Source organism: Prolixibacter sp. NT017 (assembly GCF_009617875.1).
In the GTDB taxonomy this organism is placed as follows: domain Bacteria; phylum Bacteroidota; class Bacteroidia; order Bacteroidales; family Prolixibacteraceae; genus Prolixibacter.
Window position 1 is genome coordinate 722,263 of record NZ_BLAV01000001.1, and the last position, 20,060, is coordinate 742,322.

16 protein-coding genes are annotated in these 20,060 nt (G+C 44.5%); 6 read left to right on the top strand and 10 right to left on the bottom strand.

Going from position 1 to position 20,060, the window contains the following annotated elements:
* Positions 1–414: 414 nt before the first annotated feature.
* The 3 genes from GJU87_RS02890 to GJU87_RS02900 form a co-directional block, all read right to left on the bottom strand.
* Positions 415–816, bottom strand: a complete 402-nt coding sequence (locus GJU87_RS02890; RefSeq protein WP_153638129.1) for a hypothetical protein — start codon at positions 814–816, stop codon at positions 415–417.
* 498 nt (positions 817–1,314) lie between these two features.
* A complete protein-coding gene (locus GJU87_RS02895) occupies positions 1,315–3,831 on the bottom strand; it encodes an FtsX-like permease family protein (RefSeq protein ID WP_194831425.1) in 2,517 nt (838 codons plus the stop codon).
* 13 nt (positions 3,832–3,844) lie between these two features.
* Positions 3,845–4,534 carry an ABC transporter ATP-binding protein gene (locus GJU87_RS02900; RefSeq protein ID WP_153638131.1) on the bottom strand — a complete coding sequence of 230 codons (690 nt, stop codon included), beginning with the start codon at positions 4,532–4,534 and terminating at the stop codon, positions 3,845–3,847.
* A 308-nt stretch (positions 4,535–4,842) separates the two neighbouring features.
* Between GJU87_RS02900 and GJU87_RS02905 the strand changes: the two genes are divergently transcribed.
* From GJU87_RS02905 to GJU87_RS02925, 5 genes are all read left to right on the top strand, one after another.
* Positions 4,843–6,216: a sigma-54 dependent transcriptional regulator gene (locus GJU87_RS02905; protein WP_153638132.1), complete on the top strand. Its 1,374-nt coding sequence runs from the start codon at positions 4,843–4,845 to the stop codon at positions 6,214–6,216.
* Complete coding sequence (locus GJU87_RS02910) at positions 6,206–7,567, top strand: PAS domain-containing sensor histidine kinase (protein ID WP_153638133.1); 1,362 nt, start codon at positions 6,206–6,208, stop codon at positions 7,565–7,567. The genes GJU87_RS02905 and GJU87_RS02910 overlap by 11 nt, the downstream gene beginning before the upstream one ends.
* Positions 7,568–7,579: 12 nt before the next feature.
* Positions 7,580–8,233: a vancomycin high temperature exclusion protein gene (locus tag GJU87_RS02915; protein ID WP_228491833.1), complete on the top strand. Its 654-nt coding sequence runs from the start codon at positions 7,580–7,582 to the stop codon at positions 8,231–8,233.
* A 110-nt stretch (positions 8,234–8,343) separates the two neighbouring features.
* Positions 8,344–9,471 carry an SGNH/GDSL hydrolase family protein gene (locus GJU87_RS02920; protein WP_153638134.1) on the top strand — a complete coding sequence of 376 codons (1,128 nt, stop codon included), beginning with the start codon at positions 8,344–8,346 and terminating at the stop codon, positions 9,469–9,471.
* A 324-nt stretch (positions 9,472–9,795) separates the two neighbouring features.
* A complete protein-coding gene (locus GJU87_RS02925) occupies positions 9,796–10,326 on the top strand; it encodes a hypothetical protein (protein WP_106543281.1) in 531 nt (176 codons plus the stop codon).
* Between the two features lie 72 nt (positions 10,327–10,398).
* Here the strand turns inward: GJU87_RS02925 and GJU87_RS02930 are convergent, their stop codons facing one another.
* The 6 genes from GJU87_RS02930 to amrB form a co-directional block, all read right to left on the bottom strand.
* On the bottom strand, positions 10,399–12,375 hold the full coding sequence (locus GJU87_RS02930) for a sialate O-acetylesterase (RefSeq protein ID WP_228491835.1): 1,977 nt from the start codon (positions 12,373–12,375) through the stop codon (positions 10,399–10,401).
* Between the two features lie 40 nt (positions 12,376–12,415).
* Entirely contained in the window at positions 12,416–13,201 is a 786-nt protein-coding gene (locus GJU87_RS02935; RefSeq protein WP_153638135.1) for a PhzF family phenazine biosynthesis protein, read from the bottom strand.
* A 170-nt stretch (positions 13,202–13,371) separates the two neighbouring features.
* Entirely contained in the window at positions 13,372–13,704 is a 333-nt protein-coding gene (locus tag GJU87_RS21395; RefSeq protein WP_228491836.1) for a hypothetical protein, read from the bottom strand.
* Position 13,705: 1 nt separating this feature from the next.
* Entirely contained in the window at positions 13,706–14,491 is a 786-nt protein-coding gene (locus tag GJU87_RS02940; protein ID WP_228491838.1) for a radical SAM protein, read from the bottom strand.
* A gap of 27 nt (positions 14,492–14,518) precedes the next feature.
* A complete protein-coding gene (locus GJU87_RS02945) occupies positions 14,519–16,972 on the bottom strand; it encodes a hypothetical protein (protein WP_153638136.1) in 2,454 nt (817 codons plus the stop codon).
* Positions 16,973–16,974: 2 nt separating this feature from the next.
* Positions 16,975–18,444 (bottom strand): AmmeMemoRadiSam system protein B, encoded by a 1,470-nt coding sequence (amrB, locus tag GJU87_RS02950; RefSeq protein ID WP_153638137.1) that lies wholly within the window; start codon positions 18,442–18,444, stop codon positions 16,975–16,977.
* A 213-nt stretch (positions 18,445–18,657) separates the two neighbouring features.
* Between amrB and GJU87_RS02955 the strand changes: the two genes are divergently transcribed.
* On the top strand, positions 18,658–19,434 hold the full coding sequence (locus GJU87_RS02955; protein ID WP_153638138.1) for a creatininase family protein: 777 nt from the start codon (positions 18,658–18,660) through the stop codon (positions 19,432–19,434).
* 11 nt (positions 19,435–19,445) lie between these two features.
* On the opposite strand, the gene GJU87_RS02960 is transcribed toward GJU87_RS02955, so the two are convergent.
* Positions 19,446–19,793, bottom strand: coding sequence for a DsrE family protein (locus tag GJU87_RS02960; RefSeq protein WP_153638139.1), 348 nt, complete (start codon positions 19,791–19,793; stop codon positions 19,446–19,448).
* Positions 19,794–20,060: the final 267 nt, after the last annotated feature.

Genomic DNA, 20,060 nt, shown 5'->3' on the forward strand with positions numbered 1-20,060 from the left:
GTGTACGATTCCGAACATTTCGGAGCAAATTTTTTCGGTAGATGAGACAGTTGATTTTACCGGTAAAATGTGGGTACTAGATGTGAAGTTCCGGGATGGTAGCCTTTAAAGTGTAAAAAAAGAGTGCCCGAAGAAAACCGGGCACTCTTTCAATACAATTACTCAATAACTGGTGCTGTAATCAAATTCAAAACCAATCTTTTTAAAATATCTTGAAAATCATTTTCCTTAAACTCTGTACCTAGTTTATTACATAAAGTGTGCCATAAACGATTGTTAAGAAGACTTTTTGAGAAAGAGTGACTCAGAAAGAGGTTCTTCTGGCGAAGGTAGAAACCTATGAGCGACAAAAAACCCGGAAGCTTATTCCGGGTTTGGGGTATATTGAATTACAGGAGAGGGCACATCGGATGTTTATTTGCCACTCCAGTAATGATTGTCGTGCATCCACTCTTCAACCTTTAGAGGTTCTTCCTCAATTACTGAAGGGTTAAGTAATGCTTCACATGGTACACCTGTCCAGTAGTAATCACAGTACATCCACAATTCGATGTCCAGTTCATTGTCGGTTTCGAAGCGGTTAAAGACGACAGCCCGCCCGAAATTTTCTTCTGCTTCCGAAGTATTCGTGTTCAACTGAAGATCATTTTCGTATGCCTCGATTGCGGCTGTATAGGTTGCGTTTTCATTCAAAGCCAGTTGTTCATCTGAACTTTGTGAATAAGCCCGAAAGACGAATGTCAGGCTCAGAAGAACTGCCAAAAGGACTGCAGCCAGTTGGTAGTTCACTTGTGCGGTTAATACTTTTGCTTTCATTTTATGGCCCTCCTCATTAAGATGGTTAATCACCTACCCTAAAGCATGATGTGTGCCATAACATGTAATTGCTAGTATTTCAGTGTTTTATGCTTGCATTTGATGTTTGATAAGGTCAAAAAAGTGAACGAATTGGTTCGTTCACTTGTGCGAATCCGAACAAAATTTTGATTTATGTTGAGAGACTGGCTTCTTACCAGACAGCATCTGATGGGATTATGTCAAAATGATAAGTCGGATTGGTTAGTGGCAAGCCTATAGCTGCTTAGGGGGAAAGTAAGCGTTGCCTGTCTATTAAATATAACGAATTGCAAAAGGGAGCATTTTCAAAAATAAGCTGCGTTATAGTGGGTAAAATTATGAGGTTATAGATTAGGTAGTATTGCTGTTGTTAATGGAGTGTGTGTGAAATTGAGTCTGGACGGCTCCTGTAATAAACAGCAAAGGGGAGGTAATCCAGTTGATTTCCTCCCCTGATTATTTCAGTTCTTAATATTCTTATTCGTATCTAAGTGACTCAGCTGGGTCGGCGTTAATTGTTCTCCACAGTTGACGATAAACAGTAAATATAGCTATCGCAAAAACAGCTGCAGAAACAAACAGGTAATTGGTAATACTGAGGTTAACCTGGTAGGCAAATCTCGATAGCCATAACCTGGATATCTGGTAGGCGAGCGGCAGTGCCAGCAAGCTGGCTAATACGACCAACTGCAATGTTTCTTTTGATAGAAGGAATACCAATTCTCGTGTACCAGCACCTAGTACTTTTCTAATACCAATTTCTTTGGTCCGGTATACCGTTATCAATGCCATGAGTGAGTACAATCCCATGCAGGCAATGAATATGGCAAAGAATGAAAATGCTACGGCCACTTCACCCGTCGAGCGTTCTTCGGTATACTGTTTTTGCAAGTTGTCCGACATGGAAAACTCACTAAACAAGGTGGTTGGGTTTTCCTCTTTCCATATTTTTTTCACTTCTGCAATATCTCTATCGGAAGGCGGAGATTTAAAACGTATGGAGGTGAACCTGCTGAAACGCGGAACTTCCGGTAGAAAAATCAGTGGTTGCACTTCTTCGTGAAATGATTCGAAATGAAAATTACGCACGACTCCCTTAACGGTGTATTCAACCTGGTCGCCATTTTGGAGCAAACGGAGAAGATGCTTACCAACCGGGTCTTTTAGTCCCATGTATTGCACTGCTTTTTCATTGAGAATAACAGCGATTGGTTTTATTTCACTACCCGATTGAGCCGTTGAATCCTTTGACTGGCTGAACAGGTGATTTGGGTCGGTCGATTCGTCCGGTATTGCTTTGGTCGAATCGATAAAGTGCATACCATAGGTCTTGAGAAAATGATTGTCTGCCCAATTTACCTGCAGAAGATAGTTCTGGTTGGTCGAATCATTCATTCTATGAAAAGTATACATATCGATTAGTTGACCCGGAACAGCGCTTGAATAAGAGAGATCGGTAACACGCGGTAGAGCTTTTATTCGCTCAGCGAATGCGTCACGGTTGTCTCCCAAGCCGGTTGAATTGTCCAAAACGAGCAAGTTATTCTTATCGAAGCCAATGCTTTTGGATTGAATGTAATTCAGTTGTCGGTAGATGGTCGAGGTTGAATAGATGATCACAATGGAAAATAGGAACTGAAGAATCACTAGTACGCCTCGCAAACCTTTGGCACGTGGGCCCAGTTTTTTCTGGTTCTGCAAAATGGTGGCCGGGGTGAAGCGGGTAACATAAAAAGCAGGATACAACCCCGCAATGATTCCCGTAATTAAAGCAATTCCGAATATTATCGGGGATAGTTTGAGCAATGACTGCGATAGTGACGGACTCGAAAACTGATACATCTCTTCGAGCTGTGGGAAAGCCAGTTCAACAATGACCAGGGCAAGGAATAGCGAAATAAAACTGATGGTAATCGACTCAGCTAAAAACTGACGGGCCATATCTCTCCGGTGCGAGCCTAACAATTTGCGGATTCCGATTTCACGGGTTCTTCCGGCCAATCGTGCAGTAGACAGGTTAGCGTAGTTGATGGCAGCAATGAGGATAATTAACAGCGAAATGGCTCCAAGAACGATCAGCGTTTCAATATTGGCATTCTTCGACATCTCGTAGTTGAGATGCGAGAAAAGATGAATTCTGCTAATTTGTTGCAGTTTGATAATGAAATTATTCCCCATGTCATGGAATTCCTGGGGAGTCATCTTGGTAGTTCGCTCAATTTCCGGTGTCGCGGCTTTGAGGTATGCCTGCAGCAATTTATATTCAATATCGGTAATGCCGCCAATGGCATTGGGCGGAGCCGGCTTGTCCATATCTACTCCCGGCTTAAAGCGGTAGTAGGTGTAGAGAAAGCTCGATAACCAGGAGTTGTTGGGTAACTCCAGCGTAGGAAGCGAGGCTAATGCACTGTATTGAATTTGCGTGTTATACGGACAATCTTCAACCACACCGGTAATTGTCCATTTGGTATCGTTCTCCGAAATAATCTTCTTGCCTAGGGCTCCTTCCGGGAAATAGGTTTTCGCCATCGATTTGGTAATGACGATGCTTTTTTCTTTCGACAGGCAGGTGGCAGGATTACCTTGCAGGAGTTTAAACCCGAACATATCGAAAAACGTGGAATCGACAAAAAGGAGTGACGGTGCATCCAAAACTTCGTCATTCTTTGTTTTCAGCAGAATTTTACGTTCGCTTTTGTATATGCGACACGCCTGTTCAATCTCGGGAACGCGTTTCTTCAAACCAAAAGCAAATCGGGGAGGGGTAACTGCAAAGTTGGTTCCGATACTTCCCATTTTCGATTCGATAGTGGCCCGATACAACCGGCTGTCATCCGGATGAAAATCATCGAAGTGTGTTTGGGTCCATACATGAAGCATTACCAGTATAGCACAGGCCATACCGATCGCCAATCCGAAAACGTTGATAAAAAAGTAATCCTTGTTTCGGCGGAGGTTCCGGATCGCCAGCTTTATGTAGTTTTTGGTCATCATGATATTGCGACGATTAAATTCCGGTTGGCATCGTGAAATTTTCGGTAACAACGTGTCCGTCGAACAGGTGGATGATACGTTGTGCCCGTTGTGCATGCATTTTGGAGTGGGTGACCATTACAATGGTGGTTCCTTCCTCATTCAAGCTGGTTAACAGCCGCATGATTTCTTCGCCATGCGTACTATCCAGGTTTCCGGTTGGCTCATCAGCTAAAATAATGCGCGGCCTGCTCACGATCGCTCTGGCTACGGCAACCCTTTGCTGTTGACCTCCCGAAAGTTGCTGGGGAAAATAATCGGAGCGATGCCCCAGGTTGAACCGGTCAAGTAAATTGTCTACTCTCTTCTTGCGTTCTGTCGAATGTATTTTTTGGTAAATCAGTGGCAACTCAATGTTTTCACGGACGGTTAATTCGTCGATCAAATTAAAGCTCTGAAAAACGTACGAGAAACTTTCTTTTCGGATATCGGTTCGTTGACGTTCACTTAAGCTCGAAACGATCCGGTTGTCAAAATAATAAGTGCCGGAGCTGGGAGTTTCAATCAGGCCCATAATATTCAGCAAGGTTGTTTTTCCGCAGCCTGAAGGTCCCATTACACTGACAAATTCTCCTTCATCTATTGTTAGGTTTATATTGGTTAATGCTCTGGTTTCCACCTCTCTTGTTGTGAAAACCTTAGAGATATCCTGTAAATTTATCATAAGTTATGTAGTTCGAATGCTTTTATCCTTTTATGACAAATGCAACCATGAATTGTGCCAACTTGCAATGGTCATATAATCAGGCAAATATAATTTTATCTTTTAATTTTTATGTCCGAATGCGTACAGTTTGTGTTCGAATTCGTACATTTATTTCAGTTCCTGAAAGTACAGAAAATTTATTTTAGTAAATTGCATTTACCGAGTATGTATTGATAGTTACTCGCTTAGGATTGAGAAATAGCCGGCCTGTACGGAGTGCACTGAATTGTGGCTTAATACTTGTAAATGCCTGTAAAAAACTACCTATGGAAAAATTTGGGAAGATTCTCGTTGTAGATGACAACGAGGATATTTTGTTTTCTCTCCGCCTTCTTCTGCGACAGCATGTAGAAAAGGTAACTACTGAAAGCGACCCGGGAAATATTCCGGTCTTACTGAAAAAAGAAGAGTTCGATGTCATCCTGCTCGATATGAACTTCACCAAGGATGCTATCAGCGGGCAGGAGGGGTTTTTCTGGTTGCAGAAAATACTGGAAATTGATCCATCGGCAGTTGTTCTTTTCATCACAGCTTATGGTGATGTTGAAAAGAGCGTTCGGGCTATAAAGGAAGGTGCCACCGATTTTATTCTGAAACCCTGGCAAAATGAGAAGCTTCTGGCGACTATCAATTCAGCCCTAAACCTTTGTAAATCGAAGAGAGAGCTGGCTCAGCTGCGCATTCGGCAGCAGGCTATCAACCGGGTGATGAACAAATCTTTCGCCGATTTTGTCGGTAAATCCCCCGAGATGCAGGATGTGTACGATTCGATTAGCAAAGTGGCTGGAACGGATGCCAGCGTTTTGATTCTCGGTGAAAACGGTACTGGGAAAGAGTTGGTTGCCCGAGCTTTACATGCTAATTCCCTTCGGAAGGACGAGACGTTTATTAGTGTCGATTTGGGAGCCATTAGTGAAACACTATTCGAAAGTGAACTTTTTGGACACGTGAAAGGCTCGTTTACTGATGCTAAAGTCGATCGGCCCGGACGATTCGAAATCGCTTCCGGTGGAACCTTGTTTCTGGATGAGATTGGTAACCTGTCGCTTCCCTTGCAGGCTAAATTACTGACGGTTTTGGAAAGGAGAGAAGTTTTGCGAGTAGGTTCGAACAAACCCAAGCCAATTGATGTCCGGTTGATTTGTGCGACAAATATGAACCTGCCTCAGATGATTGCTGAAGGCAAATTCCGGCAGGATTTACTTTACCGGATCAATACCGTGGAGGTTGATTTGCCTCCCTTGCGGGAGCGCGAAGGCGATATCCCCTTACTGGCCAATCACTTTTTTGCGGTGTATGCCCGGAAATATAAAAAAGCTGTTCGCGGCATAACGAAGGATGCGATGCAACGGCTCGAAGAATATAAATGGCCGGGAAACGTCAGGGAACTTCAGCATGTGGTTGAAAGGGCAGTCATCATGAGTGAAGACGAGTGGATCAATGCCGACGATCTTCAATTGCGTACGGTTTCACAATCCAGCGAGGGACTTGACCTCGAAAATTATAACCTCGATGAGGTGGAAAAAACGGTTATTCTGAAAGTGATGAAGATGCATCATGGTAATATATCCAAGGCTGCTTCGGAGCTTGGACTGACAAGAACCTCACTTTACCGCAGACTTGAAAAATATGGGCTCTAGAAATTTTCGGCTTTCTGTTGTTTTAAGGGTTTTGGCCCTGATTGCTACCATTGTATTGATGGTAGTTCTCTTTCTGTTGACGGACTATTATTTAACGAGTCTGTTGGTATTGGCTGTGTTGATATATGAAGTTTATTCGCTGATATCTTTCGTTGAAACGACCAACACGTTGCTTACCAACTTCCTCGAATCGCTCCGTTATTCCGATTTTTCGAGAACGTATGAGATTTCCGGTGCCGGGAAATCGTTCGCCAGGTTGAGCGAATCGTTTAATCAGGTTATCAGCGATTTCCGCAAGGTTCGGGAAGAGAGGGAACAAAATTATTTCTATCTGCGGACGGTGGTCGAGCATATCGGTATTGGCTTAATTGCCTATCGGCAGAATGGTGAGGTAGAGCTAATAAATAATGCGACGAAGAAACTGTTTCAGCTTTCGCAACTGAAAAATCTGAAGGAACTGGAAGCGGTTTCGCCGGAGTTGAAGAACGGTTTGATGAACATCAGCAACGGAGACAATATTCTGGTTAAGATACGGGAGAAGGACGAAATTCTGCAGCTGGCAATTTATGCAACCGAGTTCAAGGTGGCCGATAAGAATATTCGACTGGTTTCCATCAAAGATATTCAAAGCGAGCTGGAGGAGAAGGAGATGGAGAGTTGGCAGAAACTCATCAGGGTACTGACACACGAAATCATGAACTCCATTACGCCTATTGCCTCGTTGACACAAACGCTTGATTACCTGATTAAAGATGTGCGGGAGCGGTATGATAATATTTTCTCCGATGAAGGCGAGGCCGAAGTTGTCGAAGAGGTTGAAATGGCTTTGAAAACGATTCACAAGCGAAGTACCGGATTGCTTCACTTTGTGGAATCGTACCGGAATTTGACCCGGATTCCCAAACCCAATTATACGATATTCCAGGTTCAGAAGTTGTTCGACACGATTTCATCCCTGATGAAAGAGGAAATTCACCGGAAAGAAATTACCTGCGATATCTCCGTTGAGCCGCCTAATCTGGAGCTTTCGGCAGACGAGCAACTCATTGAGCAGGTTATTATCAATCTCATTCGCAATTCAATTCAGGCACTGGATAAAACGGATAATCCAAAGCTTTCAATGAAGTCATCGCTCGATCAGCGGGGCCGAATCCTGATACAGATTTCCGATAACGGACAGGGAATATTGCCTGATGTGTTGGACAAAATTTTTGTACCTTTCTTCACCACGAAACCGAAGGGGAGCGGTATTGGTTTGAGTTTGTCGAGACAGATTCTGAGACTTCATGGTGGAACGTTAACTGTGCATTCGGAACCTGATGTAGAAACTATTTTTACTCTTCGGTTCTAACCGAAAGAATTTATGATGAGGCGTTGGTGGCGGAAAAAATTGAGCAAATGGATAGTCGGGAGTATATTGACGGGTTTTGTTCTGTTGCTCACGGGTTATCTTATTGTGTCCGTTTATTCACGTCCATATCTTTATCAGTCGCTCACCGAAATTCCCGAGAATAAATGTGGACTCGTTTTGGGGACGAGTAAGTACGTCTCCGAGGGAACTGAAAACCTGTTTTACCGCTACCGGATTGAAGCAGCTGTTCGTTTGTATAAAAGCAAGAAGGTTCGCTACCTGATTGTGAGTGGCGATAACCGTTACCGGAATTATAACGAGCCGGTAACCATGCAAAAAGATTTGGTGGAAGCAGGTGTTCCGGCTGATCGGATTTATTTAGATTATGCCGGTTTTCGAACGTTTGATTCAGTCATCCGCTGTCGTGAGATTTTTGGACAGCAGAAATTTACAATCATTAGCCAGCCTTTTCACAACGAACGGGCTGTGTTTATTGCACGTTTGAAGGGGATTGATGCCATTGGCTACAATGCTCGTGAAGTTTCCGGGATACCGGCCTGGAAGGTCCATCTTCGCGAAGCTGGTGCGAGAATTCGGGGATATTTCGATCTGTTGTTCGGAACTCAACCTCATTTTCTGGGTAAGAAAATAACAATTCCTGAATGAGTCCTTTCCAGGAAGGATAACGACTTTCTGATTTCATAATTCTTGTTAAAAGAGCCTGTGAGCGGCGAAGAATCGCTATTTTTAGCCATTCAACACGTAAAACTTATCCTATGAATTTTCGGAAAGCGCAACTCTCGCTCGTTTTCATTCTTGCACTACTGTTTCATTTCAAGGCCTTTGCCGGGCAATTGGGAAAGCAGTTCGTCGACGCGGCCAATCCGGCTATTCGTTATGTAGGGCGGATTGATTTCTCTGATAAGGAAAATCCTCGTTTCGACTGGCCCGGAGTGTATATTCAGTTTCAGTTTACAGGCAAGTCTTGTGCCGTGAAAATGAGTGATACCCGTCACGATTATTTTCAGGTAATGGTTGATAATCTTCCCGCAAAGGTGATGAAGGTTACCGGTGATACAATTTTGGTGATTGCCGATAATCTCAAAAATAAACTACATAAGGTAGAGATAGTTAAAAGAACTGAAGGAGAGCAGGGAACAGCCACTTTTAGCGGTATTTATCTGGATGAGGGAGCTGTCATTTCTCCCTGGGCGAATGTACCCAAACATAAAATCCAATTTATTGGTAACTCGATTACCTGTGGTTATGGAGTAGAAGGGAAATCGAAGAATGTTCACTTCAAGCCGGAGACCGAGAATAGCTACAAAAGTTATGCACCAATTACTGCTCGTGCTTTTGATGCGGACTACCACCTGGTGTCTCATTCGGGATACGGAGTGGTAAGGAATTATGGCTATAAAGAGAAAACTTCGCCGGATCCCATGCCGTCAAAGTATGACCAGGTGTACGATATGAAGAAGCAGCCCAAATGGAATTTTTCGAATTGGATACCCGATGCCGTGGTAATTAATTTGGGTACCAATGATTTTTCTACTCATCCTTTTCCTGATAAAGCTGTATTTCAGAGAGGTTATGAAAACCTGATTTTGCGGGTGCAAAAGAATTATCCGGGAGTACCGGTGTTTTGTATCGTTGGCCCTATGATTGATGAGCCTTGTTATTCTTACGTGAAAGAGATGGTCGAAGCATTTCGTCAGGTTCATCAGGTGAATAACGTTTATTTTGTTGGTGTTCCTACCTACTTAATGATTCCCGGACACGATTTGGGCGCGGACTCTCATCCGAACTATTCGGGACAGAAAAAAACAGCTGCATTTTTAGTCCCGGTGATGTCCTCCGTTTTGGGGTGGCCCTACAACGGAAACGAATTCATGAATAAATAACTGAAATAGCCGAAAAATATAGAGAAATAGCAATGAAATAGTTGTGCCGATAGCCGACGTTTTTCTTTTGTTCTTCACTTCAAATGAAGAGTGTTGATAAGATGTGTAAGAATATATATCACTGGTATTTGAATCTCTGAAAAAATATGTATTTTTGTGATATGGATTACCGTTTAGGTCTATCTGTTTTTTTGGGAATGCTACTTAAAATAGGGGTTTAATTTTTACTGAAAGCTATCACGTTCCTGAAATAGCACTGGCCTTTACTTATGCATGTGTAAAATTTGTGTGGATAGTTAACGTATTTCGAAAAATTCATAATTTATGGATGAGTTTTTTTCGCCGGATGATGTACGTAATTTTATGAACAGAAGTACGACCGATCGGCAACGGTTAATACTGTTTCTCTTATATAATTACGGAATTACTGTACCTGAAATGATTCAGATAACTTCGGGGCAATTCATGGTAAAACGTGAATTTATTATCTTCAAGTTTATAAGGGAGAAGACAAAGAAGGAACATCACTATAAAATTCAATTCGAGAATTATCGTCTTTTTTATAGGGTATTAAAAGGTCTTCAGGCTCAGGAGCCTCTGTTGCACAAGGATAAAAATCTCCCTGTATCGGAAGCATTGATTAAGAATGATTTATTCGATGTTGCTGTTACCATGAATCAGAAAATAACACCCGGAAGTTTATTTGACAGTCATTTGTTTTGGCTTTTTAGAAAGGGAGTAACCTTTCCACAGGCCGTAGCCGAGTATGGCATATCTATGTCGGGGAAACCCTATAAAATATGGGAGAAGGCGATGTTGGCGGGTATGCAGTGGCCGTACCTGCTGGAACCTTAACGATACGAAACAAAGAAAACAGGCTCACATTTCAATTTGTGAGCCTGTTTTTTTATATCGTTTTCTTCCGACTTACCAGTTATCGGTCCGGAAGGGCGAAGCCGGCAGATCTGCGCTGTTATACAGATTGACATCATCCGGATTGTCTGCCCACCCGTAACGAACAGCCACTGGGTTCTTCACTTCAGAACTAAAGACAACAACCGTGGTTGGATTGACTACAACCGCTTTTGCCCAGTGGAATTTCTTATCGGCACCGGCTACCGCAAAGCCCTTCAGATAGCCATATTTATCGCGAACCTTGAGTCCGTCGCCCACATGATTGAATGTGAGGAAAACTCTTGATTTATCGATATCCATGTGGTCATACATTGGTCCCGAATATACCAGGTCTTTGTTATAAGCGATTTTGAGTGCCGGCAACGAAAGTCGGTAACCGACGGATTGTTTGTTCTTAGGATGAATATTTCCTCCTTCACCTATATCAATAGCTACAGCCATTCCGGTATTGGGTAACGCCAGCGTTTTGGTTTGAGCTTCGCGCAAACGTGCCCAGTTGCTATCACCGGGTTGTTTAGCCGGAGCCATGTAATTCGCTAGTTGAACGAAAAGGAATGGAAAATCGCCTTCGTTCCAGTGCATGCGCCAGTCTTTGATCAGGTTCGGAAAAATACGCTGATACTGGGTAGGTCGGTCGGCGTTCGATTCTCCCTGATACCAGATAACTCCTTTTATTCCGTAGCCTATTATCGGACTGACCATTCCATTATACAACAACGTAGGATAGTCATTCGGTCCCAGAGATATCGCGTTGGTATCTATCTTACCAAACTTAAATTTCCAGTCGCCTGCCAGTGGAATGTTTTTGCCGTCAATCTGCAGGTTCAACTGGTTCGCGCTGCCATATATTCCACCGCCGCCTCCGGTATCTTCTACCCGTACCGTGATGACATTTTTACCAGTTCTTAGCAATCCTTTCGGAATATCATAATGCCTGTTTTTGTCATATGCATTCATGGTTTTGCCTACCGGGATTCCGTTTACCCAGGTTTGGTCCGAATCATCAATCTTCTGAAGGTTCAACTTCGCCGGTTTGCCGGCATCTTCGGGCGATATCTCGACGGTTTTCCGGAACCAGGCAATGCCATCGATTGATTCATAGCCACGACTTTCCCATAATCCGGGGAGTTGCATCGACTTCCACGCCGAATCGTCGAAATCTGTTGCAGCCCAAATTGCTTTGCCGTCAACCAAACCTTTATCAACGGTGGGTAGATCGCCCAGTTTCGCTTTGATTACAGCTTCTTTGCTTTCCTTGTATTTTTTCAGATCTAATTTTTGCAATGCAGCCAGCATTGGAGCAAAATCAGAATCATTTGCCATCGTTTCGGGACTGGTCCATGATTCAGCTACCGTTCCTCCCCATGATGAACAAATCATTCCAATAGGCACGCCCAGCTTTTTGTATAAATCGCGGGCAAAGAAATAACCAACTGCCGAAAAGTCTCCTACGGTTGCTGACGAACACTCGAGCCATTCGCCATCATCCATGTCCTTTTGTGGCGTTTGGGCAATTTTTCGGGGAACAGTGAAAAGCCTTATTTCGGGATAGTTGTCTGCATCTGCCATTTCCTTTCGATAGTTATTGACTCCACGATAGCTTTGGTCGATGCTATCGACTGGGAACTCCATGTTGGACTGCCCCGAACATACCCAGACTTCACCGATCATGATATTTTCGAAAACGATGGTGTTTTTCCCTTTTATTTTCATGGAGTAAGGACCTCCGGCATTCATTTCGGGCAGCTTTAGTTGCCATTTTCCGTTGTTGTCAGCCCTGGTTTTTACAGTATTCCCATCGATGGAAACAGTCACTTTTTCGTGAGGTGAGGCCCAGCCCCAAACGGGAACTTCCATGCCCTCCTGCAGCACCATTCCGCAGTTAAAAATACGGGGCATCGTTATTTCCGCTTTTCCCTGGAAAGAGAAAGACAAAACGACCAACATTACCAGTGTTATCCTGGTAAGATTGCTTGAAAAAATCTTCATAACGTGTGTTTTTGTATAGTAGTTTGAATCGTATTCTGTTTTACAATGTGATGGTTCCTTCCAGGAATGTTTTAGCCTGCCCGGAAATTAAAACACGATCACCTGAAAGATGGCACCGAAGTTTGCCTCCTCGCTCACTAAGTTGTAGAGCATCAAATTCCAGCTGGTTCATTCGGTGTGCCCAGAATGGAGTTAGCGAGGTATGTGCTGAGCCGGTTACCGGATCTTCATTCACCCCAACGGCTGGGGCAAAAAAACGGGAAACAAAATCGCTTTCATAGCCCGGAGCTGTTACGATGACGCCCCGCGCTTCGACGTTGGCCAGACGGAAAAAGTCCGGAGCCATTTCTTCAATGTCTTCCTGGGCGGGATAATATAGCAGGTAATCAGTTTTCCCTTTCCAGATTTCTTCTGGTTTTTTGCCCAATGCTTCAATCAATCCTTTGGGAGGAAGGGCCGGTTCCAGCTTATCAGCCGGAAAATTCAGCGTTAATAAGCCTTTGTCTTTTTTCACCTGCAATTCACCGCTTTTGCGGGTTTTGAATATGAGCGGATTCTTTGTACTTCCCAAATGATGAAAAAGGACATGAGCGGTAGCCAATGTGGCGTGTCCACACAGGGCCACTTCCACTTTGGGTGTAAACCACCGGAGTTCGTAATCGTGGAGATTGCGCACAAAGAATGCTGTTTCGGATAAGTTGTTCTCCATGGCAATATTCTGAAGGACTTCGTCTTCGGGCCATTCTTCCAGCGGACAAACAGCAGCCGGATTTCCTTCAAATAGCTCGGAAGCAAAGGCGTCGACCTGAAAAACCTGTATTTTCATGTGTTCGTTTTTAACGATTTTGTATTTAACCTTAACAGGAATGAAGGTTAGCGATCGGTCATCAGTTTGGCGGTTTTACTTTTGGAAATGAAAGGCATTTTGTTCCTAAGTCCGCCGAAAATCAAAGATAGCAACTTTTGTTTTCGTTCGGATCTTTTCAATCTGTAGTTCTAACTCCAAACACCAGGAACCGGCGTGCGACAAAATTGGCATTTTCCCTCTGTCAGATTGTTTTGCATAATGCGGAAACCCTTTCGCTCAATGACTATCTGATGGCATTTGGGACAAAGCGTATTCGATGCATCACTTCCCGGCAGGTTCCCAATGTACACGAATTTCATTCCTTCCTGGATCGCGATATTTCGAGCTTTGGTAAGTGTTTCGGCCGGAGTCGCCGGCAGCTGCTGTAGTTTGTATTGCGGAAAGAACCGGCTGAAATGTATCGGTGTTCCGTCGAAGCCGTTTTTCGTCAGCCAGCCGCACATCTCTTTTATCATGTCCATATCATCGGTCCAGCCGGGAATAACCAGGTTGGTAATTTCGAGCCAAACACCTTCCTCTTTTAGTATTTTTCAGGGTTCGAAGGACAGGTTCCAGCGAACCGGTGTTCAGCCTGACATAAATATCATCGTCAAATGATTTTAAATCGATATTGGCCGCATCGATTACTTTGGAAAGTTTGCGGAGCGGTTCTTCATTGACGTACCCGTTGGAAACGAGGATATTTTTGATGCCTTCCTGGTGCGCCCTTTCAGATGAATCATAAGTGTATTCATAAAACACAAGCGGTTCGGCATAGGTATAGGCGATCGATTGACAGTTATTCCCAATGGACGAAGCAACTACTTGTTCCGGAAAGAGTTCCTGATTCCGGGTTTCGGCCGGAGTTGCCTGCGAAATTTGCCAGTTCTGGCAGTTTAGGCAAACCAGGTTACACCCAGCCGTGGCAATGGAAAAGGAACGACTTCCCGGCAGGAAATGATACAGGGGTTTCTTCTCGACCGGATCGATGTGAATAGCGCACGGGTTTCCGTAAGCTGTTGTATATAATTTATTATCGCGGTTGATTCGCGTCCGGCAGTCACCGGTGTCGTTGAGGCTGATGTTGCACTCATTCGGACACAGTGTGCACTTTACTCCGCGACCGGTTACTTTGTAATAACGTGCTTCACGCTGGTATTTTGGGGGAACGGAGTCATTTGCTGCCAACGTCGGTATAAAGGCCATTCCCAACGTTCCCATCAATCCGGTTTTGATACATGTTCGTCTCGATATCGAAGGTGCTTTCATGACGAAAATTTTTTGCGTTTGCGTTTTTCAGGTTGAAACCGAAGAAGTTCTGTGTTTCGACACAAAGGTCAGGAGGAGATGCATCATTAAAAGTACGATGAGTGTCAGGTTAATTCCAAGCAACGGAACCAAAAACACCGATACTAACATGGCGCCTCCGGCCGAGCCGTACAGATCAGCTTTGTACACCATCGCCGGAGCTTCCGTTTTGGGTTGGTATTGCCTGGAAATTAGTTGAAACATTCGTCCGGTTAGCCATCCGGTGAGAGCAATCAGCAGCAGTTCCGAGGCAATATAAATGACCGTTCTTCCGGGAGAAAGCCATCCGGCAATGGCCCACTGCAATATCAGCAAGACCATAAACCAGATGTGCTGCCGGTAAATCCGGTCATTACTTTTTGGTCCTTCAGCTATTTTCCAACGCGCTCCCAGCGTGAGTCCGGCCATGAAAAGGGTGAAAATAACTCCAATCAGGTAATAGGAATATCCGAATGCCGACTGAATCAGTATAAGCGGAATAATCTCCATCGTGGACGCTGTAAAGCCGGCAGCGAACATGCTTCGGGAAATGCCTCGTGTGAAACTTATCAGGAAGATGAAAATGACAAAGAGTATGGTCCCGAAAAGAATGTAGGAAAGGCCGTGCTTTTTCAGCCAGAAACCGGTAAAATAACTCACTGCGATGGGATGATTGGCCCAGACCATTGGTGCTCCGTTTGTCATCATCTCCGCATATTCGTGGCTTCGGGTAACCAATTCTGACTCATCGACAAAATAAGCGATGTAATTGGTCATGATGCCCAAATCATTGACCCGGGTTAAAATGTTGGCGTGTAATTTACCGTTTGAAACCAGCAAAATATCCCGGTTTCCCGGAAGGATAAGCCAATGTTTGAAATAAGGTTGGATAGTTGCTACAACGGATTGATAGAGACGAACCGTGGTTGGATCTAGGTAATTGGCGGTTGACAACAAAGGGATGGCAACGACTCCGCTATCGGAGAGTTTTTTCCGGATGCTTCGGAAGAATTCTTTGCTATAGAACCGGCTGGCCGAAGGTGTTTCCGGAGGCGGAATGTTTAAGAGTACACCGTCATATTGAGCGGGATGTTGAGCAATCCAGCGCTGAAAATCGGTCCGGTGGATGTGAATGAGGGAATCATTTGGAATGGCATGACTCTGCTGCTCCAGTTCCAGTAACTTGCCATTCACTTCGAAGTAGTCGATCCGGTTGGGGTGGTATTTCAGGCATTCTGTCAGAACCCCTGTTAACGCTCCGGAAACTACGGCTATTTGATTGACGTGTGCAAGCTGGGATAAGGCATAATGAACCGGTTCCTCAGCTGCCGAAGGACTTCCCTGGGAGTAAAGAAGTCGGCTGTTTTCGAATACATTGGATTGACTTTCCGCTTTCGTAATTACCAGTTCACCGGAGATGCTTTGAATAATGCTTTGAATTTGCTGTCCCGGGAAAAGGGAGGCTCTTGTTGATTTCTCCGGAGGAAAAATGGCCAGGAAGACTAGAAGTATTGTAATGGCTGAGGTTGTGTAAAGAGGAATTTCTTTCATCCTTCTTCGAAGGAAGAGTAATAATGCCAGGCTGATAATTCCGGTGAGCGCCACGGTTTGAATAGGCGAGATGAGAAATACCCATACAAAACTGAACAACATACCAGCAAGCAAACTCCCTGCCGATTCCCACGAGTAAATCAGACCGGTGGTTTCGCCCGGCCGATGCTGGCTTAAAACCGGAAATACCAATCCGCCGGTGAGACAAAGTGGAGCTAGCGTAAACAGGGCAAAGAAAGCAAAGCTTAATGGACCGGTTTCTGTTCCCGTTTCGAAAAGCCAGCCATGTGTTATCCGGATGATGAGAATGCTGATGGAGGGAAGTACTGTCAACATGAGGAGCATCCGGATTATCTTGGTAACTGAAAAAGCTTTGTCCCGGGCCAGTTGTGTCCCAACTCCGGTAAGAATTAACCAAAGGGAAAGCAAAATGCCGACATACAAGGCATTACCTCCGAAGATAGCCAGGTAGTCACGGAACAGAACCAGTTGTCCCGTAAGGGTGACAAATCCCAAAATAAAAGGAAAAAGTAAAGGAGTCTTCCGGATGTCAACTTGTTTCTCTTCTGATGTTTCTGTAGACTTTGGTTCCGTTTCTTTTCCAAACAAGCGTTTAAAGTAGTTGAGGTGCCAGAAAATATGTAGCAGGCCAATAATGCTCATCGCAATCCCAAAGTCAACATGCACCGGTAAGGCTTCGTCGAGAAAGGCAAACTTCAGATTGTAATTGGCTTTCAGTGCCAGCAACAGTCCCAGAACGATTGTGAAGAGGAAGGTAATTAGCAGCAGCGTGTTCCAAATTTGCCGGTGAACGTTACGGGAAATCCATTTCTGACGGCTCAATATCCAGGTAATAAAATAGGCAAGCAGGGTACCTGACAAAATGGGTATGATGCTGTAGGGCGTATTCATGTTTATTTTTCATGAAAAACAATGGCTTCGTAGGTGTATAGTTCAGCGTCTTTCCAGCCGTTCCACCCGATGCCGGCTTTGTCTCGGGAGCAATGGCCAAGCATTTTTTCCCGGTCCCAGCCGGTTTGCTCGGCTACCTGTGGCAAGTAGGTTCCGCTACGGTTTCCTTTTTTGATGTAGATTCCCTGTTTCCCGGGCGTGAATTCCTCGGCATTTTTGATTTTGTGCAGCGGAGTCAAAACAGAAATCTCGATTTCAATGGATTTCATTTCGGGTAACTGAACAGGCTGAAAACGGTTGTCTTTTGTGGCGGCGGCAATCGCCATATTCCGGACGACTTCCACCAACGGAATCGACGGATTGAATTGCCCGATGCAACCGCGCAGTTTTCCATCTTCTGTTAATGTCACAAAGGCACCGCAATGTTGCTGAAGGTCTTCAGGATAACCTGGGGCAATTTTCTGAACCGTGCCGGTTTTTAAATACGTTTCAATGCTACTTCTGGCCAGTTTGAGTAAATAGCTTTTGTCATTTTCGGTTAGATGAAATGTCTGCTCTTTGTTTCTTGTTACCGAAATAGCGTAGTACCCAACGACTCTGCTGGGATCGCCCGCCGAACTGGCGGCGGAGTTTTGATAGGTAATTTGATGGTAATGATAGTCCGGTTTTCCCGAGACCATCTCCATGAGAGTGAGTACGCCACTTTCGCCGCAGAGGCGGGTCAACACATTTTCCGGCGGATTGGGAGCTGTTTTCTGACATACCTTTTGTAATTGTTCCGGTTTCCCGGAAAGAATCGCATCAGCCGTTTCTTTATCCACCTTTTGTGCAGTCGCATTCGTCGGATAATGTGAAAAATCGGTGCTAATAATGAACAGGTTGTCGCCGGTGAAGTAGGGCAAAAGTGCTTCTGCCAGTTTTCGAGTCGTTGCTGGATTGGAATCTCCGGTTAGTATGGGAACGATGCGAAATCCTTTTTTCAAATGATATTGCAGAAAAGGTAACTGAACTTCAATGGAATGTTCGCTCTGGTGTGCTTTGGGAACAAAATGGATGAAGCTGTTCTCTGCTATTAGCTTTTCGGCTAATGTCTCGTTCACCGGAATTTTCCCCAACGGAGTTATATAATTTCCATGAGGATAAATGGAAACTCCACTGAAACGAATCCGATGTGATACGCCAATGACAAACACATTCTTGTATGCTTTTCCGGCAGGAATTTGAGCATATCCGGTGGCGGCTACTTTTCCTGAAAAGATATAACCGGCATGGGGAACAATCAGTGCGGCAATTGACGAATCTGTTTGGGTACTCGTATTTTGAAAGAGTTGACTCAGCTCTTTTTTAAGCGTACCTGCATTTCCCGGATAGAAGGAACCGGCTACGGCAGGCTGCCTGTCTTGTGCTAGCAGCTGTCCCGGGAATAGCAGCAGCAAAACCACGATGACCCGAAACGGAATGTGTGTTCTCATGGCTCAGGTATTATTGGTTTACCTTTAAAATTAAGAAATAGCTTGACTCATCCATCAAGAATTGTCGGAGATTATTGGTTGTGAAGTCTCTGTATAGTGTTGATTATAATAAGTATAAATAGTGTCGAGATAAAATCCCATATCGGTACGGAATTGCCGGATGAATGGCATTCTATTCTGAAAATGACTATTTTCGGGAAAAACTGGCGAGCTATGAGACCGTATATTCTTGCTGAAACCAATTGGAAAACCGTTCGTGAAATTGATTATGAACTGGCTATTCTTCCCTGGGGAGCCACCGAGGCTCACAATCTCCACTTACCCTATGCCACCGATGTTTTTGAATCGGAATATTTTGCCTGGGAATCGGCAAAAATCGCATGGGAAAAAGGAGCGAAGGTGATTGTTTTGCCGGCTATTGCCTATGGTGTGAATACCGGACAGCCAGATGTGAAACTTGATATGAACCTGAATCCCTCGACGCAGTTGGCGATTCTCGACGATTTGATTACTGTGCTGAATCGTCAGGGAATAAAGAAGCTGGTGATTCTGAATTCGCATGGTGGGAACGACTTTAAAATGCACATCCGGGAATTGAATCTTCGTTTTCCGCAAATGTTACTGTCGCAGTGCCATTGGTTCAAAATGCCCGGAATAGAGGACTTTTTTGAAGATGTCGGTGAACACGCCGGTGAGATGGAAACCAGCCTGATGCAATTGTTTCGACCCGATTTGGTGCGCTCGCTGGAAGATGCTGGCGAAGGTAAAGCGAAAGTTCCCCGCATTCCGGCTTTACGCGAAGGTTGGGCCTGGTCCGAACGCAAGTGGACACAGGTTACGACCGACACGGGAATTGGAAATCCCAAAGAGGCTACAAGGGAGAAAGGCGAACGCTTTTTCCGACATGTTTCCGAAAAGGTTGGTACCTTTTTTTACGATATGGCTACAACAACTCCGGAAGATATGTACATCGACCCGGATCAGCTCTGATATTCAGGAGATCAGAATGTGAGTACTTTCCAGCCGTCTTTCAGGTAACTGGTCAGTGGTACGCCCATCGGACGCACGTCTATGCCCAATTGCCGGAGCTGATCGGTGATGCCGTACATGCTGGCACAGGTTGCGCATGCTTCAACGGTGAGTCCGTTATTCAGCATGTCCCTAATTTGTTTCTGCAAACTTTCATTTTCGGTCAGCAGCTTGGCCGATGGACCCCATACGATTAACCGCACTTCCTGAAACCAATGTTGAAGATGCGCGTTGTGGGTGTACATGAGGCAAACCTTTTCGGCAACATCCGGATCGCCACTTGCCCAAATAACTGCTAAGTGATCGTCATGATCTTTCATATCTCAGGTATTTTGTGATTCTACAAGTGAGTAATTTAACGTGCAATTGCTCTGATTCCTTAAATTTACAATAAAGCTACCACGGCGAAAAGAATTTCCTGTTTAATAATGTGAAGAGATGTTACCATTGGTTTCGTACGCGGAGCGAAGGTATTATGCGTCTTTCTTTGGAATGATATCAGCGGCGCCGGAAACCTGTGATTATTTCATTCGTTCGCGAAAATGATGTTTTTGCACTGCAGGACTATGAATTGAGCTTTACAAATG